This window comes from Roseibium sp., from assembly GCF_965276855.1.
Lineage (GTDB): Bacteria > Pseudomonadota > Alphaproteobacteria > Rhizobiales > Stappiaceae > Roseibium.
In genome coordinates, this window is the sequence record NZ_OZ255700.1 from 3,753,089 (window position 1) to 3,768,629 (window position 15,541).

Annotated in this window: 12 protein-coding genes and 1 pseudogene; 3 read left to right on the top strand and 10 right to left on the bottom strand. The window is 56.7% G+C overall.

Annotated elements, in window-relative coordinates; translation table 11 throughout:
- Nucleotides 1-15: 15 nt before the first annotated feature.
- The 5 genes and pseudogenes from ACQY4Z_RS17305 to ACQY4Z_RS17325 form a co-directional block, all read right to left on the bottom strand.
- Complete coding sequence (locus ACQY4Z_RS17305) at nucleotides 16-1,014, bottom strand: ABC transporter ATP-binding protein (RefSeq protein ID WP_428523304.1); 999 nt, start codon at nucleotides 1,012-1,014, stop codon at nucleotides 16-18.
- Nucleotides 1,011-1,985: an ABC transporter ATP-binding protein gene (locus tag ACQY4Z_RS17310; RefSeq protein ID WP_428523306.1), complete on the bottom strand. Its 975-nt coding sequence runs from the start codon at nucleotides 1,983-1,985 to the stop codon at nucleotides 1,011-1,013. Before ACQY4Z_RS17310 ends, ACQY4Z_RS17305 begins: the two co-directional genes overlap by 4 nt.
- Nucleotides 1,982-2,897, bottom strand: a pseudogene (locus tag ACQY4Z_RS17315) (ABC transporter permease). Before ACQY4Z_RS17315 ends, ACQY4Z_RS17310 begins: the two are co-directional and overlap by 4 nt.
- Nucleotides 2,894-3,871 (bottom strand): ABC transporter permease, encoded by a 978-nt coding sequence (locus tag ACQY4Z_RS17320; protein ID WP_133953187.1) that lies wholly within the window; start codon nucleotides 3,869-3,871, stop codon nucleotides 2,894-2,896. Before ACQY4Z_RS17320 ends, ACQY4Z_RS17315 begins: the two are co-directional and overlap by 4 nt.
- 61 nt (nucleotides 3,872-3,932) lie before the next feature.
- On the bottom strand, nucleotides 3,933-5,516 hold the full coding sequence (locus ACQY4Z_RS17325) for an ABC transporter substrate-binding protein (protein WP_428523309.1): 1,584 nt from the start codon (nucleotides 5,514-5,516) through the stop codon (nucleotides 3,933-3,935).
- A 171-nt stretch (nucleotides 5,517-5,687) separates the two neighbouring features.
- Between ACQY4Z_RS17325 and ACQY4Z_RS17330 the strand changes: the two genes are divergently transcribed.
- Both ACQY4Z_RS17330 and ACQY4Z_RS17335 read left to right on the top strand, forming a co-directional pair.
- Nucleotides 5,688-6,599: a LysR family transcriptional regulator gene (locus ACQY4Z_RS17330; RefSeq protein ID WP_428523311.1), complete on the top strand. Its 912-nt coding sequence runs from the start codon at nucleotides 5,688-5,690 to the stop codon at nucleotides 6,597-6,599.
- 58 nt (nucleotides 6,600-6,657) lie between these two features.
- A complete protein-coding gene (locus ACQY4Z_RS17335; RefSeq protein WP_428523313.1) occupies nucleotides 6,658-8,055 on the top strand; it encodes a M20 family metallopeptidase in 1,398 nt (465 codons plus the stop codon).
- Between the two features lie 10 nt (nucleotides 8,056-8,065).
- On the opposite strand, the gene ACQY4Z_RS17340 is transcribed toward ACQY4Z_RS17335, so the two are convergent.
- From ACQY4Z_RS17340 to ACQY4Z_RS17360, 5 genes are all read right to left on the bottom strand, one after another.
- On the bottom strand, nucleotides 8,066-9,223 hold the full coding sequence (locus ACQY4Z_RS17340; protein ID WP_428523315.1) for a Gfo/Idh/MocA family protein: 1,158 nt from the start codon (nucleotides 9,221-9,223) through the stop codon (nucleotides 8,066-8,068).
- A 9-nt stretch (nucleotides 9,224-9,232) separates the two neighbouring features.
- Nucleotides 9,233-10,288, bottom strand: coding sequence for a sugar phosphate isomerase/epimerase family protein (locus ACQY4Z_RS17345; protein ID WP_428523317.1), 1,056 nt, complete (start codon nucleotides 10,286-10,288; stop codon nucleotides 9,233-9,235).
- Between the two features lie 76 nt (nucleotides 10,289-10,364).
- The gene (locus ACQY4Z_RS17350) at nucleotides 10,365-11,321 is read right to left on the bottom strand and encodes a substrate-binding domain-containing protein (RefSeq protein ID WP_306147438.1); all 957 of its coding nucleotides are present in this window, start codon (nucleotides 11,319-11,321) and stop codon (nucleotides 10,365-10,367) included.
- A 104-nt stretch (nucleotides 11,322-11,425) separates the two neighbouring features.
- Nucleotides 11,426-12,442, bottom strand: coding sequence for an ABC transporter permease (locus tag ACQY4Z_RS17355; RefSeq protein ID WP_428523320.1), 1,017 nt, complete (start codon nucleotides 12,440-12,442; stop codon nucleotides 11,426-11,428).
- A 2-nt stretch (nucleotides 12,443-12,444) separates the two neighbouring features.
- Complete coding sequence (locus ACQY4Z_RS17360; RefSeq protein ID WP_306147436.1) at nucleotides 12,445-13,968, bottom strand: sugar ABC transporter ATP-binding protein; 1,524 nt, start codon at nucleotides 13,966-13,968, stop codon at nucleotides 12,445-12,447.
- 203 nt (nucleotides 13,969-14,171) lie between these two features.
- Here ACQY4Z_RS17360 and ACQY4Z_RS17365 point away from each other — a divergent pair, with 203 nt between their 5' ends.
- Nucleotides 14,172-15,203, top strand: a complete 1,032-nt coding sequence (locus ACQY4Z_RS17365; protein WP_428523322.1) for a LacI family DNA-binding transcriptional regulator — start codon at nucleotides 14,172-14,174, stop codon at nucleotides 15,201-15,203.
- Nucleotides 15,204-15,541 lie beyond the last annotated feature (338 nt).

Consider the following 15,541-nt stretch of genomic DNA (forward strand, 5'->3'; position numbering starts at 1 on the left):
TCCCGACTGCCGGGATCAGAGCGTTTTCCAGTAGTGGCAGGCGACCGAATGGCCGTCGCCGAAAGTCTCAAGGCCGGGCTGCTCCTGGCGGCAGAGGTCCTGTGCATGCGGGCAGCGGGGATTGAAGAAACAGCCCTTCGGCGGATCCAGAGGAGACGGAATTTCGCCTTCGATTGGCGCAAAGTCCCGTTTTCGTTGATCCAGCCGGGGTGCTTCTGCAAGCAGGGCCTTTGTATAGGGGTGTTTCGGCGCGCTGAAGATCTCTTCGGTCGAGGCGCTTTCGACAATCCTGCCGAGATACATGATCGCGACCCGGTCCGCGATGTGTTCGACAACGCTGAGATCGTGGCTGATGAAGAGATAGGTCAGACCAAACTCCTCGCGCAGATCCATGAAGAGGTTGATGACCTGAGCCTGGATCGACACGTCGAGGGCCGCAATCGCTTCGTCGCAGACGAGGAATTTCGGTTTGACCGCAAGTGCCCGCGCGATGCCGATGCGCTGACGCTGGCCTCCAGAAAACTGGTGCGCGTATCGCCGTTTCAAAGATGGATCCAGGCCGACCTTTTTCATGATGTCGTCGACATAGTCAGAGGCTTCTGACCTTGAAACGACACCGTGGACTTGCGGCGCTTCGCCAATGATGTCTTCTACCCGCATGCGCGGATTGAGACTGGCGAAGGGGTCCTGAAAAATCATCTGGATGGCGAGTGTTGCCGCTTTCTTGTCAGCGCGTGACATCGTGGCGACGTCCTTGCCCTGAAACAGCAGTTGCCCGGAGCTTGGGGCATGGATGCCTGCAACAACACGGCCAAGCGTGGATTTGCCGCAGCCAGATTCGCCCACAAGACCCAGCACTTCACCTTCCTTGACGGTGAGGTTCACTTCATCGACGGCGTGGACGATTTCTTCCCGGATGCCAGCGCCCAGTTTTTGCGCGACTTTTTCGGCAATATCCAGGCGTTTGGCAAAACGTTTCGAAACGTCTTTGATCTCAACAAGTGGCGCGTTCATTCGGCTGCAGCCTGTGCCTGAGGATTAAAACAGCGGATATCCCGGTTCGCGACATGGGTGATCGGCGGCGGGGCTTTGCAGGCTGAACTTGCCGATCTGCACCGCGGCGCAAAGGCACAGCCTTCGGGGAGCGCCAGCATGTTTGGCGTCATACCTTCAATCTGGAACAATCGTTCGCCGCGTTTGTTTGCGGTCGGGACAGATCCGAGCAGCCCAACCGTGTAGGGATGGAGTGGATGGTCGATGACATCGTCAGTCAGACCCTGCTCCACGATCCGGCCCGCGTACATCACAGAGATCCGGTCGGCGAGGCCTGCGACGACGGCGAGATCGTGGGTGATCCAGATCATCGCAGTGCCTGTCTGGCGCGTCAGCTTTTGTGCTTCGTGGATGATCTGTGCCTGGATTGTGACATCCAGTGCCGTCGTCGGTTCATCGGCGATGATCAGGTCCGGTTTGTTGAGGAATGCGATCGCAATCGATACCCGTTGGCGCATGCCGCCGGACAACTGGTGAGGATAGGCTTTCAATCGCTCTTCAGGGGAGGGGATGCCGACAAGGCCCAGTGCATCCCGCGACCGTTCCCAGGCTTCTTTCTTAGACACTTTTTCATGGGCGAAGATCGCTTCCATCATCTGGGAATCGATGCGCAGAACCGGGTTCAGCGTCATCATCGGATCCTGAAAGATCATCGATATCCGATTGCCACGGATGGATTTCAGCGTCTCCTCCGGTGCATTGGCAATCTCATCGCCATTGAAGCGGATCGAGCCTTCGACGATCCGTCCCGGCTGATCAATCAGGCCAAGGATTGAGAAGCCGGTGATGGACTTGCCAGATCCCGATTCCCCGACAAGGCCCATAACCTCGCCCTTGTTGACGGTGAAATCAACGCCATCCACGGCTTTGACGACACCCGCGTGGGTGAAGAAATGCGTCTTCAGCCCAGCTACTTCGAGAACCGCCGTCATTTCTTCATCCTCGGATTGAGAACGTCGCGCAGCTGATCGCCCACAAGATTGATCGAGGCAACGGTCAGGAGAAGCGCAATCCCGGGAAAGACAGAGATCCAGTAACGGCCCGACAGCATGTACTCAAAGCCATTGGCGATCAGAACGCCAAGTGACGGTTCGGTTTGCGGTAGCCCCACGCCAAGGAATGAGAGCGTTGCCTCGAGCGAAACCGCATGCGCTGTCTGCACTGTCCCAACCACGATCAGAGGGGCGAGGCAGTTCGGCAGGATGTGGCGGAAGACAACGTGTCTTGGAAAGCCCGAGACATTGGGCTGCTTCGACGTACTCCTTGCCGCGTTCAACAAGCGCGGTGGCCCGAACAGTCCGTGCATAATAGGCCCATTGCGCAACAACGAGCGCAAGGATGATCTTGTCGATGCCCTTGCCCAATGCTGCCACCAGCATCAGGGCCACCAAGGCTGCAGGGAACGACAATTGAAGGTCGACAACCCGCATGATGACGGCTTCTGTCCTACCGCCAGCGTAAGCGGCGATCAGGCCAACGACCATCCCGACAAACAAAGCTATCACGCCGGACGCCAAGCCCACAGAAATAGAAATCCTGAGCCCGTAAAGAATGGCCGAATAAAGATCCCGACCCGCGCCATCGGAGCCCAGCCACATGGTATATCCGGCGAATGCTTCCGATCCGGGCGGCAGCCGTCCGTCCAGAACATCGACCTGCGCCAAGTCATAGGGGTTTTGCGGCGTGATCCAGGGCGCAAGTACGGCCAGGGCCATGATGATCACGAGGACGAAGAACGCCGTTGCCGCAATTCGGCTTTCGAAAAACTCAGCCCTGAACCGTTGAAACGGTGTCTCAACCTTAACTTTGGCAGGCGCTGGAGATTGCAGTGTGGTGTCTGTCATGCGCCCTGATCCTGCAAACGGACACGCGGGTCCAGAATTGAATAGAGGATGTCAACGACCAGGTTGATGACCACGAAGAACAGCACCATAATCATCAGGTAGGCGACGACGACGGGCCGGTCGAGTTGAAGAATGGCGTCGATCAGCAACTTGCCCATTCCTGGCCAGGCAAAGATCGTTTCTGTCACAACAGAGAATCCGATAAGGCTGCCGAACTCCAGGCCCATGACTGTCACGACAGGGATCATGATGTTCTTCATCACATGAACAAAGATGATCCGCCTGGTCGAAATGCCTTTGGCCCTTGCGTATTTTACATAGTCCTGGCTCATCGCTTCCCGCACACCGGCCCGCGTCAAGCGGATGGCAAGCGAGATTTTCAGAAGTGCCAGATTAAGCGCGGGCAAGAAAATATGCCTTAAGCCGTCCCAGGTCGCCAGACTGGTCTCAATGCCGAAGATTGTGGCCGTATCACCCCTCCCGGTTGACGGAAGCCATCCGAGTTCAACGGCAAACAGCAATATGAGCATCAAGCCGACCCAAAATGTCGGCAGGGAAAACCCGAGAATGGATCCGGCCATTATGCCCTTCGAAATCGGGTTGTCCGGATAGAGACCAGAAAAAAGGCCAAGCGGAATGCCGATGACAATGGCAAGCATCAATGCACTGAACGCAAGCTCCAGCGTCGCCGGCATATGGTGCAGGATCAGTTTCAGGGCCGGTTCACCGAAGATGAAGGAATCGCCCAGATTGCCCTGCGCTGCCCCCTTCAGGAACAGCAGATATTGATCCCAGATCGGACGGTCGAGACCAAGCCGGCGGATTGCGGCCTCGATGTCGGCCTGATCGGCATCGGGGCTGACCAGCATATAGACCGGGTCGCCAACAATGTTCACACCGAAGAAGACGATCACCGACATGAGAAACACGACGAGGAACGCCTGCATCAGCCGGCGGATGACAAAAACAGACATAAGGAGTTCTCGGTTCAGGGACGTTCCGGGCCGCTGAGATCAGCGGCCCGGAAATCGCTGGTTATTCCTTCACGACACCCATGGCGAGCGTGTACTCGTCGGTGCGGGGAATATATTTCAGGCCCTTCTTGGCCGCCCAGGTGTTGACCTGGAAGTGTGTCGGGATGATCGCGACATCCCCGATTGCCATTTCTGTGGCTTCCGCGAGCAGGTCCTGCCGCTTTTCATCATCGACGGTGCGCAGTGCTTCTTCGATTTTGGCGTCGATCTCCGCATTGGAGTGGCGCCCACGGTTCGAAGATCCGAAGCCCTTGTCCTTGTCGTAGGTGTGGATCAGGGACTTAAGCGGAGACGACGCTTCACCCGACCCAGCACCCCAGCCGACAAGGATAAAGCTGAACTCCGGCTGACCATCGGCACCACCACGGGACGCGCGGCCGAAGTAGACGGAGCGCGGCATGGTCTCGACCGCCGTCTTGATACCAACACGTGTCAGCATCTGACCGATCGCTTCAGCGATTTTCGCATCGTTGATATAGCGGTCGTTCGGGCCATGAATGGTCAGTTGGAAACCGTCCGGGTATCCGGCTTCTGCCAGCAGTTCCTTTGCACCGTTCGGGTCGTAATCAATCGGTTGCAAGTTCTCCGAAACTCCGAAGAAACCCTCCGGCAACAGCTGGCCGGCCGGCAGTGCAACGCCTTCCATCACCCGGTCGACAATTGCATTCCGGTTGATCGCCTTGGAGATCGCCAGACGAACGCGCTGGTCCAGAAGCGGATTTTTGATGTCGCTACCGTCAGTACCCTTCACAAAAGGAGAGTTCTCACGGAACTGGTCCAAGTGGAGATAGATAACACGGTTGGAAACACCCTGGCTCAGCTGGATCTCGTCCTTGCTTTCAAGCACCCCGATATCTGTTGTCGGAACGCTTGCGATCATGTCGACATCACCTGCAAGGAGTGCCGCGACACGGCTCGGACCTGACTTGATCGGGCGGAAGTCGACTTCACTCCAGATCGGGGCGTCGCCCCAGTAGTCATCGTTGCGCACCATGGTGATGCTCTCACCCGGCTTGTAGCTTCCGAACTTGAACGGACCGGTGCCAATAGCAGCGGTCCCAGTGTTGAAGTCTTCTGTCGCGGCGCCACATCCGGCGCTGTCGGAAATCACCGGGATCGTCGAAATGTCGTTCGCCATCAACGGATACGGTGTCTCAGTGGTGATGTGGACCGTGTAGTCGTCGATTTTCTTGAAGGTTTTGCCCTTCAAATAGGTGCCGAATCCAGATGGCGAGTTCGGGACATCAGGAGCCCGCTCCATGGTGCAAATGACGTCGTCGGCAGTGAAGTCGCTGCCATCATGGAATTTCACGCCTTCGCGCAGTTTGAATTCCCATGTCAGCTCGTCGATCGGTTGCCACGAAACGGCAAGGCCCGGCGACAAACGTTGCTTTTCGTCTTGTGCAATCAGGCGATCAAACAGGTGATACGAGATTGCGTTGTTCGGACCAAGATTGTGGAAATGAGGATCCATAGCTGTTGGTTCGGAGGCCAACCCAATGGTCAGTTTTTCTGCGGATGCTGCCCCGGTCAACAAGGCAAACACGCTTACAGACACCGCGGCTGCGGCAGTAAGTTTTCTCATAACAAAGTAACTCCCTCGGAAGGCGCGGTGTCCTTTTGCCGGACCTTTTTGCCGCACGCTGAAAAGGATGGTAGCTTGCAGAAAATTCATTGCCAACAGAGAATTTAATCCATTTTTGCATAGGTTAATTCACCTTGTAGGCATGATCATTTATAAGGCAGATCTCAACCTATGGCAGAGCCACGGCACCGACTGAGGGAAATGGAAGCGCTCCGTGCGCTGGTGACCACCGGCACAACCATTGGCGCCGCCCGGCGGCTCGGTGTTTCGCAATCCTCCGTTAGCCGCGCGTTGGGGCAATTGGAGCAGCGGGTTGGCCGAACTTTGTTTTTGCGGCGCGCCGGCAAAATCGAACCGACCGCCGCGGCGCTCAGGCTCAACGAGCAGCTTGATCCGCTTTTTGAAACGCTCGCTCTGATTGAAGGCGCGGAATGGGCGGAGGCAGATGAAGAGCCCCTGCGCCTCATTGTTCCGCCCACACTTGCCCATAACTTCATCATCACAAGAGTGGCTGCGTTTTTGAAACAGAACCCGGGCAAGAACCTGCAGCTGGATATTCAGGCAACGGATGTGCTGGTCTCCGGTATCCTGGATCTGCGTTATGACCTTGGACTGACCAGCGCGATGATCCAGCGCTCTGGTGTCACTCTCGTGCCGTGGCTCCGCTCTCATGTGGTTTGCGCAATGCCCAAAGGACATCCGCTTGAAGCGAAGGAAATCGTCACTCCCGCCGATCTGGAAGGCGTGGAGTTGATCGAGTTTCTAAGGCGGCTCGGCACCCGGGCGATCACCGAACAGTTGTTTGCCCGCTCTGGTGTCAAACCCCGGACGGTTGCGGAAACGGCGACGAACATGGCCGCACTGGAGCTTGTCCGTGAAGGACTGGGTGTGACCGTACTCAATCCCTTTCCCGTACTTTCTGTTGGTGTACCGAACATCTCTGTCCGGCCATTCGATGCACCGATCACTTATGATACCAGCTTCGTGTTGCCCGCGGGGCGCCAACCGTCAGAGCTTGCCCAGCAGTTTATGGAGTACATCAAATCGACCACACCGGCCGATGACTATTCAGAGGCCGTTTAACCAGCGATCAGCCACGACGAACAATTGCAAACAAAGAGATACAGACAAGGGATTAGGCATGACACAACGCAATGCAGCGATTGGGGCGGCGGCGAAGAGTTTCGAAGACGGCAGTTTTCAAAAAGAACTAACTGCGCTGGTCGCTATCCAAACATCCAGCCGGGAGGAGGAGCACCGACCTGACCTAATGCATTATCTGGATGCTGAGATGCGCAAGCGATTTGAGGCTATGGGATTTGCGGTCGATATTCACCCAAATGGAATGCTCGACCGGGCGCCTTTTCTTGTTGCCAAGAGGATCGAAGACCCGAACCTGCCCACACTGTTTTGCTACGGGCATGGGGACACGGTTCCTGGGGAAGAAGGCCGTTGGAGCGAGGACCGGGATCCCTGGACGCTGGATGTTGCGCAAACCCCGTCCGGCCCCCGCTGGTATGGCCGCGGCACTGCCGACAACAAGGCGCAGCATGCCATCAATATGGAAGCCATGCGCAATGTGATCGAAACGCGTGGTCGTCTTGGCTACAACGCCACATTTCTGATCGAGATGGCAGAAGAAATGGGCTCGCCAGGGCTCTATGAATTTTGCCGGGACAACCGGGACATGCTGGCGGCCGATCTGCTGATTGCATCGGACGGTCCGCGGTTTTCGGCAGACGCTCCGGATATCAAGCTTGGTACGCGAGGCGGTCTGAACCTGAGGTTTCGTCTGGAATACCGGGAAGGTGGACACCATTCCGGCAACTGGGGCGGACTGCTGGCCAATCCAGCCATTGTGCTCATGCATGCGCTCACGACCCTGGTCAGTCGAAACGGCGAGATCCTTCATCCCGGCCTGAAACCTGCCCATATCAAGAATTCCGTGCGCGATGCACTTGCCAAGGTGACAGTCACATCCGGGCCGGATGATCCGGAGATTGATCCCTGGTGGGGAGAGCCAGGCCTAAGTGGCGCGGAAAAAGTCTTCGGCTGGAACACGTTTGAAGTCCTCTCCTTCATTGCAGGGGATCCGGAGAAACCTCAAAACGCTGTTCCCCCCTTTGCCGAAGCCATCTGCCAGATCCGCTTTGTGGTGGATACGGACCCCGACACCTTCCTGCCTTTGATCCGCCAGCATCTGAAGGACCAAGGGTTTGTTGGCATCTCGGTTGAACCGGCCCGGATGTCGATGCTGCGTGCTTCACGGCTCGATCCGGAACATCCGGCTGTAGCCTGGGCTGTCACTTCAATTGAAAAGACGACTGGAAAACCGGTCACAGTCATCCCGAATGCCGGAGGCTCCCTGCCAAACGACATCTTTCTCAACACCATCGGCATGCCAACGCTCTGGGTTCCACACAGCTACACCGGCTGTTCCCAGCACGCCCCCAACGAACACGTCCTGCCTCATCTGATGAAAGAAGGGCTGGAGATGATGACAGGCTTGTTCTGGGATCTGGGAGACGGGTTCCCCTAACGTTCAGACGTCATCCTAGCTTCACCCAGACTGTATTTCTGGCTGACGATCTTACGCATGCGTCGACAAATTCCACGCCTGCGAGGCCTTCCTTGATCCCGGGCAGCAGTGTTTGCGTGCTCTTGCCCTCCCTGTGTGCCCTGATTGCGTCGGCAGCTTCCCGGTAGAGGTTGGCAAAGCCTTCCAGATAGCCTTCCGGATGTCCGGGCGGGATCCGTGTGGTGGGCGCGATGCTCTCCAGCATGCCCGCGCCGCCTCTTGTCAGGCGCTTTGCTGGTTCTCCGAACGGCGAGTACTGCAGATAGTTCGGATTTTCCTGATGCCATTCAATTCCGGCCTTGTCGCCATAGACCCGGAGCTTGAGATTGTTCTCATTGCCCGGTGCGACCTGTGAACACCAGAGCATGCCGCGCGCCCCGCCGTCAAAGCGCAGCATGACGTGGCCGTTGTCATCAACCTGCCGGCCCGGAACAAAGGACTGCAAATCGGCGGCAAGGCTTTCAGCCCGCAGGCCGGTCACAAAGCAGGCCAGATTGTAGGCATGCGTTCCAATGTCACCAGTTGCACCCCCTGCACCTGACCGGGCAGGATCCGTACGCCAGTCGGCTTGCTTGTTGTGCTGTTCGACCGTCAGCCAATCCTGCGGGTACTCGACCTGTATGACCCGGATTGTTCCAAGTTCGCCGTTTTTAACCATCTCCCGCGCCTGGCGGATCATCGGATAGCCGGTGTAATTGTGCGTGAGAATAAATAGAGCTGGTGAGGCTGCGGCCGCCTTGGCCAGCTTTTTGGCGTCTGCCAGCGTCGAGGTCATCGGCTTGTCGCAGATCACGTGAATGCCGCGCTTCAAGAATGCCTTGGCAGCCGGATAGTGAACATGGTTCGGCGTCACGATGGCAACGGCCTCGATCCCGTCCTTCAGCCGGGCCTCCCGTTTGGCCATGTCTTCAAAGGAACTATAGATCCGGTCTTCCTTGAGGCCGAGAGCCTGCCCGGACGCGATGGCCTTGTCCGGTGTTGAGGACAAGGCGCCTGCGACCAGTTCAAAACTGTTGTCCAGCCGTGCTGCGATCCGGTGAACTGCGCCGATGAACGCATCCTTGCCGCCGCCGACCATGCCGAGGCGGATTGGGCGCTGGAATGTGACTTCTGTTCCTTCAATGGCCATGTCGTGCTCCTATTCAATGCCCAGCATCTTGCGGTTGGCCGCGTCATCGGTCCCGCCGTCGGCAAAGTCATCAAAGGCTTTTTCAGTGACGCGGATGATATGGTCGGCAACAAATTGCGCGCCTTCCCGGGCACCGTCTTCCGGGTGCTTCAGGCAACATTCCCATTCGACGACCGCCCAGCCGTCGAAGTCATTGGCTGCCATCTTGGAAAAGATGGCGCCGAAGTCGACCTGCCCGTCGCCCAAGGAGCGGAACCGCCCAGCCCGGTCAACCCAGGGCTGATAGCCGCTGTAAACGCCCTGGCGGCCGGTCGGATTGAACTCGGCGTCCTTAACGTGGAACATGCCGATCCGGTCCTTGTAGATGTCGATGTTGTCGAGATAGTCGAGACACTGAAGCACGTAGTGCGACGGGTCGTAGAGCATCTTCGCGCGGGCATGATTGTCAACGCGTTCCAGGAACATCTCATACGTTGCGCCATCATGAAGATCCTCGCCCGGATGGATCTCGTAGCAAACATCGACGCCCATATCGTCCGCATAATCCAGAATTGGCCGCCAGCGCTTGGCAAGTTCGTCAAATGCGGTCTGTACCAGGCCTGCTGGTCGCTGTGGCCAGGGATAGATGTAAGGCCACGCCAGAGCGCCGGAAAACGTCGCATGCGCGGTGATTCCAAGATTGCGGCTGGCGGTCAGGGCTTGCTTGACCTGATCCACTGCCCAGGCCTGGCGCGCGGCCGGATTGCCGCGGACTTCCGGAGCTGCAAAACCGTCAAAGGCTGCATCATAGGCAGGGTGGACGGCCACGAGCTGGCCTTGCAGATGGGTTGAAAGCTCGGTGACCTCAACGCCGTTCTCTCGGGCTTGTCCGGCAAAGTCGTCGCAGTATCCCTTCGAGCTGGCGGCTTTTTCCAGATCAATGAGCCGGCCGTCCCAACTTGGGACCTGTACCCCCTTGTATCCGCAATCGGCGGCCCACTTCGTAATTGCGTCCCAGGAATGGAACGGCGCCTCATCTCCCGCAAACTGCGCTAGAAAAAGCGCTGGACCCTTTATCGTTTTCATGACGACCTCTTGAATGAAATAGAGTGTTTGAGGGCCGGGGTACGTGACTGAACCCCGGCCCACACAAAGCGACGTCTTAGAAAGGCGACTCTGGGAAGTAGTAGCTTTCTGCGTTTTCACGGGTGATCAGTGTCGCCCCGAGAATGTACCGGCCGGCCACAGGGCCATTCGACTTGAAAGCGTTGACCGTTGCATCCATCGCGGTTGCAATCATTGCCGGTGGGTAAAGGACGTTTACAGGGATCAGCTCATCGCCATCCATGATGCCTTTGATGATTTCCTTCATGCCAGCACCTCCAACAACAAACATGCCGTTGCCGTCACGGCCTGCCTGTTTCAATGCTGCGACCACGCCGATCGCGATATCATCGTCTTGTGCCCACACCGCATCAATGTCCGGGAATCGGGACAGGAAATCCTGCATGACTTCAAAACCGTCATCGCGGTTCCAGTTGGCATGCTTGTGATCCAGAACGTTGATACCCGAGCCTTCGATTTCCGCCATGAACGCATCAAAGCGTTCGTTGTCGATCACGGTTGGGATGCCGCGCAAAACAACGATGTTGTCGCCGTCCTTAAGGCGGCCCTTCATGTACTGGGCAGACACGCGGCCAAGCTCAGGGTTGTTGCCAGCAACATAGAGGTCTTCAATGCCCGGTTGGCTGAGACCACGATCGACAACGGTGATCCAGGCTCCGGATTTCTTGACGTTCAGGACCGGATCGGTGAGCGGTTCGGACTCAAACGGTAGAACAACAAGTGCGTCGATCTGATGGACCGATACGAGATCTTCCAGCGCACTTGCCTGTGCTCCTGGATCCGGAGAGTTCACGAGGATCAGGTCCACGTCCGGATAAAGAGCCTCCAGACGTTTTTCGGCCTGCTCGGCATGCCAGTTCATCCCGGCAGCCCAGGCGTGGGTCGGTGTTGGGTAGCTGACACCGATCTTGATTTTTTCTTCTGCCGCTGCCGTCCCGCTGAGGGCGATCAGCCCCGTCAGTGCCATCGCACCCAGTGTTTTTCTTCCTAGCATTGTTTCCTCCTCCGATGCTGTCTTCAAGGCGCACCTCTCCCGTCCGGTGCGAACCGGTTCAAATTGGGGACGGGTCCCTATTCCGTGGATTTAATGGGCCGTGCTCAGCCGTTCTTTTTGAGTTTCCAGTCACTGCGCTGCAGCAGCACAGCAACGATGATGATCAACCCCTGCATGGTTCCATTGAGGTAGTTTGAGATCATGTCCGTGAAGTTCAGGATATTGCCGATCGTGGTAAGAATGAGCGCGCCCAGGATCGTGCCGCCAATCCGTCCGTAACCGCCCTTCAGGACCGTTCCGCCAATGATCACGGCCGCGATGGCTTCCAGCTCCCATAACACGCCGGTTGATGCTGAGGCAGAACCAAGGCGGGGGACATAAATGATGGTCGCGAAGGACACACACAGACCTTGGATGATGTATGTCAGCGTCTTGACCCGATCGACATTGATTGCCGAGTACTTGGCGACGGCTTCATTTGATCCGATAGCCGTGCAGTAGCGTCCGAACGCTGTCCGGTTCAAGAGCAGCCAGCCACAGATGGCGACCGCGATGAAGACCCAGACCGGGATCGGCAGTCCCAGAAAACTGTCATAGTAGACCGGCCGGTACGTGCCCCGAATATCGAAGTTGAGCGACAGGGTGCCGCCGTCCGCGAAATAGGTCACCAAAGACCGATAGATCCCCATGGTACCCAGCGTCACGATAAACGCCTCGATCTTCCCCTTGGTGGTCAGCGCACCGTTGATCCAGCCTGCGCCGATGCCGAGGAGGATCGCCAAGCCACACCCAAACAGGACAGTTGGCACACCGGTCCCGAGCGTTTCAACGGCATTGTTCATGACAATGATCATCACGCCGGAAATGGCCGCTGCCATTGAGCCCACCGACAAGTCGATCCCGCCAGCGGTGATGACGAAGGTCGCGCCCACCGCAATAATGCCGATAAACGCTGACCGCGTCAGCAAGTTGGTCAGGTTGCCTTCACTCACGAAGGCGGGGTTGAGTAGGAAACCAATCACGCACAGCAGGAGAAGAGCCAATGCTGGCCCCAGCGTCTTGAAGTCAATCGAGATGCGCTTGGATGTCTTTTCCGCGTTGTTTTCCGATACGCTCGACATGGTCAATGGAGTTCCTCCCGTTTTAGCCCGGCGGCATAGCGCATGATTTCGTTTTCGTTGATGTGATCTCCGGTCAGTACTCCGGTGATCTGGCCTTCCCGCATGACCACAACACGGTGGCAAATTCCGATAATTTCCGGCATCTCCGAGGAGATCACCACGACGGAAACACCTTCCGCTGCCAGCGCAGCGATGAAATGATAGATCTGTTGTTTGGTGCCGACATCGATCCCGCGGGTGGGTTCATCTATGACAACGATCTTCGGATCGCATTCCATGATTTTCGCGAGCAGCAATTTCTGCTGATTGCCACCGGAGAGCTTTCCGACAACGATCTCCTGGTCCCGTGCCCGGACATCGAAGCGCCGGATAGCGCGCTCGAGCGCATTGGCTTCAGCGGTGCTGTCGAGCGTGAAGTTTTTGATGAATTTCGGCAAGGCAAACAGGGTCAGATTGGGCTGCATCTTCTTGTCCAGAAGCAACCCTTTCTCCTTCCGGTCCTTCGTCAGGTAGGCAAGCCCTGCGTCTCTTGCTGCGGCAACGGACAGGGCGCTTACTTCGGTTCCAAAGAGCCGGATCCGGCCGCCCTCGACAGGCGCTAAGCCGCATATGGCTTCAAAGACCGCTGTTCGGCCTGACCCGATCAATCCCGAAAACCCCAGGATTTCACCCTTACGCAGGTTGAAGCTGACATTGTGTGCGCCGGGCGTTGAAAGATTTTGAACCTCCAGGACCAAGTCTGCGTCCACATCCGCTTCGTGCATCGGCGGATAAAGGTCAGAGAGTTCCCGGCCGACCATCATCTGGGCCATGGCATCTGGGGTCAGTTCGTTCGCCAGGCGCGTGTCGATCCATTGGCCATCGCGCAAGACGGTCACCCGGTCCGCAATCGCTTTAACTTCATTCAGCTTGTGCGACACGAACACAATGCCGACACCAGTTTGTTTCAACTTCTGAACTTGCCGGAAGAAGATTTCCGTTTCCTCTTCCGTCAGAACGGCGGTCGGCTCGTCCATAATGAGGATGCGTGCGTTTCTGCTGACAGCTTTGACGATTTCAACCATTTGCTTTTGTGCAATTGTGAGATCTGAAATTCGGTCAGAAGGGGAGATGTCAAGACCGACATCATCCAGGTACTTTTGGACAAGAGATCTCATGCCCGCCCGGTCCAGAAATCCTCTTGATTTCAGTTCCCGGCCGAGAAAGACGTTCTCTTCGACCGTCATCTGTTCTGCAAGATTGAGTTCCTGGTGGATCAGAACGATGCCAAGTTTTTCTGCAGCGCCATTGGGAGGGAGTTCGGTCGTTGTGCCGTCGAGCTTGATGTGACCGGTTGTCGGGTCGTGGAAGCCGGACAAGATCTTCATCAAGGTCGACTTGCCCGCGCCATTCTCGCCAATCAGCGCATGAACCTCGCCCGCCCGGATGTCCATGCTGACGCTGAACAGCACTGGCACCGGCCCAAAGGATTTGCTGATGTTGACGGCTTCAATCACCGCCTCCATCGGGGGCGAATGGTGTTGCATCTCAGAATTCCTCCCAGACAGCCGTATTCTTTTTTGCCTCGCTGTCATGAGGTTATGTAAACGTTTTCAGTTGTGATGTAAACCTTTACATTTTGGATTGTAAACCTTTTCAAAGGGCATGGAAGAACCTATACAGCGTAGAGAGGTGTGGAATTTCATGAGGTTATTGAAACGCCGCACCGCAACAAAACCGGGGTAAAATAATGGATGATCCGGGCAGCCGGCCTGCGACCATAGAAGACGTCGCAAAGCTTGCGGGCGTGTCTATCGCGACTGTCAGCCGTGCGCTCCGGTCCCCGGAAAAGGTTGCCGAGAGTACCCGGAAAAAAGTAACGGCGGCCATTGCAAGAACCGGTTACACCGCCAACGCGATGGCGCAGAACCTTCGGATGCAGCGCTCCCAGATGGTCCTGGTGCTGGCTTCTGCGATTGCCGATCCAAACTTCGCCGGCATTCTCACAGGCTTGGAAAAAGCAGCCAATGACAGAGGGTACGGAGTGCTTATCGGTAACACCGAAGGAACTACGGGTCTTGAGCAAAACTATCTGCGGTTCCTGTCAACAGGCATGGCAGACGGTCTCATTCTGTTGACGGGACATATTCCCGTTGCTGGTGAACCGCAAACACCTTTGACAGCTCTTCCGCCGATTGTCGCGACTGAACGGCCAGTTGACCGGGGCGATATCAGTTATGTCGGTGTTGACGACGTCGCCAGTGCAAAGATGGCGACCGAATACCTGATTTCTCTCGGCCACCGCCGGATTGTTTTCATTTCCGGTGGTCCTGCCGATGTGCGCAGCGATCTCAGGCATTCCGGTTATCAGAAGGGCTTGAGGGAATCCGCCGTTTCCTTACGAGATTGGCGCCTGGAGGGGGACGGGTCAGCGGAAAGTGGCCGGGCAGCTGTCGAGCGCTTGTTCATTAAGGATGACCTTCCGACGGCGTTTTTCTGTTTCAACGACAATACGGCCATCGGTGTGATTTCAGCACTGCAGATGCGCGGATACCGCGTCCCGGAGGACTTTTCAGTTCTGGGGTTCGACGACATTCCTTTTGCCAACAATTTCACGCCGGGTCTCACAACGATACGCCAACCCCGCCAGCACATTGGCGAAAAGGCAATGTCCCTCTTGCTAGATCGATTGGCCAATCGCACCCTCTCAGCTCAGACACATCTCCTTCACGGCGATCTCATCGTTCGAGAAAGCTGCGCTGGCGTTCGAAAACTTCCGTGATTTTCGAAGCGCGGCGTTAATGGTGTGTTGGCGTCCCTGATCAATCCGATCTTCGCATAGGTGGTTCAGGCGGCGCGGTGGGCCGCCAATGCAAAAGGTTATCAGCGCATTCTGGCCTGTCCGGAGTACGACGACGACCTTGAGCTGAAAGCAGTGAGCTAAGCAGCGACCTACCAGAGCCGGCCAGCAATAAGTGAGTTGCGTTTTTGAAAGGTCATGTCAGACGGTGCTCGTTGCATCTTGTTGACATTGGAAACGCGTGTTCAGGTTTCCGAACATGCGCCTCGAAATGGTGTTCGGAAGCCTGAACGTCGCTAACAGCGGTCGATGCATAACTG

What these genes read in the sequence shown, in the direction of transcription:
- ACQY4Z_RS17305 (WP_428523304.1), bottom strand. Translation starts at nt 1,014, where the DNA reads ATGAACGCGCCACTTGTTGAGATCAAAGACGTTTCGAAACGTTTTGCC.
- ACQY4Z_RS17310 (WP_428523306.1), bottom strand. Translation starts at nt 1,985, where the DNA reads ATGACGGCGGTTCTCGAAGTAGCTGGGCTGAAGACGCATTTCTTCACC.
- ACQY4Z_RS17320 (WP_133953187.1), bottom strand. Translation starts at nt 3,871, where the DNA reads ATGTCTGTTTTTGTCATCCGCCGGCTGATGCAGGCGTTCCTCGTCGTG.
- ACQY4Z_RS17325 (WP_428523309.1), bottom strand. Translation starts at nt 5,516, where the DNA reads ATGAGAAAACTTACTGCCGCAGCCGCGGTGTCTGTAAGCGTGTTTGCC.
- ACQY4Z_RS17330 (WP_428523311.1), top strand. Translation starts at nt 5,688, where the DNA reads ATGGCAGAGCCACGGCACCGACTGAGGGAAATGGAAGCGCTCCGTGCG.
- ACQY4Z_RS17335 (WP_428523313.1), top strand. Translation starts at nt 6,658, where the DNA reads ATGACACAACGCAATGCAGCGATTGGGGCGGCGGCGAAGAGTTTCGAA.
- ACQY4Z_RS17340 (WP_428523315.1), bottom strand. Translation starts at nt 9,223, where the DNA reads ATGGCCATTGAAGGAACAGAAGTCACATTCCAGCGCCCAATCCGCCTC.
- ACQY4Z_RS17345 (WP_428523317.1), bottom strand. Translation starts at nt 10,288, where the DNA reads ATGAAAACGATAAAGGGTCCAGCGCTTTTTCTAGCGCAGTTTGCGGGA.
- ACQY4Z_RS17350 (WP_306147438.1), bottom strand. Translation starts at nt 11,321, where the DNA reads ATGCTAGGAAGAAAAACACTGGGTGCGATGGCACTGACGGGGCTGATC.
- ACQY4Z_RS17355 (WP_428523320.1), bottom strand. Translation starts at nt 12,442, where the DNA reads ATGTCGAGCGTATCGGAAAACAACGCGGAAAAGACATCCAAGCGCATC.
- ACQY4Z_RS17360 (WP_306147436.1), bottom strand. Translation starts at nt 13,968, where the DNA reads ATGCAACACCATTCGCCCCCGATGGAGGCGGTGATTGAAGCCGTCAAC.
- ACQY4Z_RS17365 (WP_428523322.1), top strand. Translation starts at nt 14,172, where the DNA reads ATGGATGATCCGGGCAGCCGGCCTGCGACCATAGAAGACGTCGCAAAG.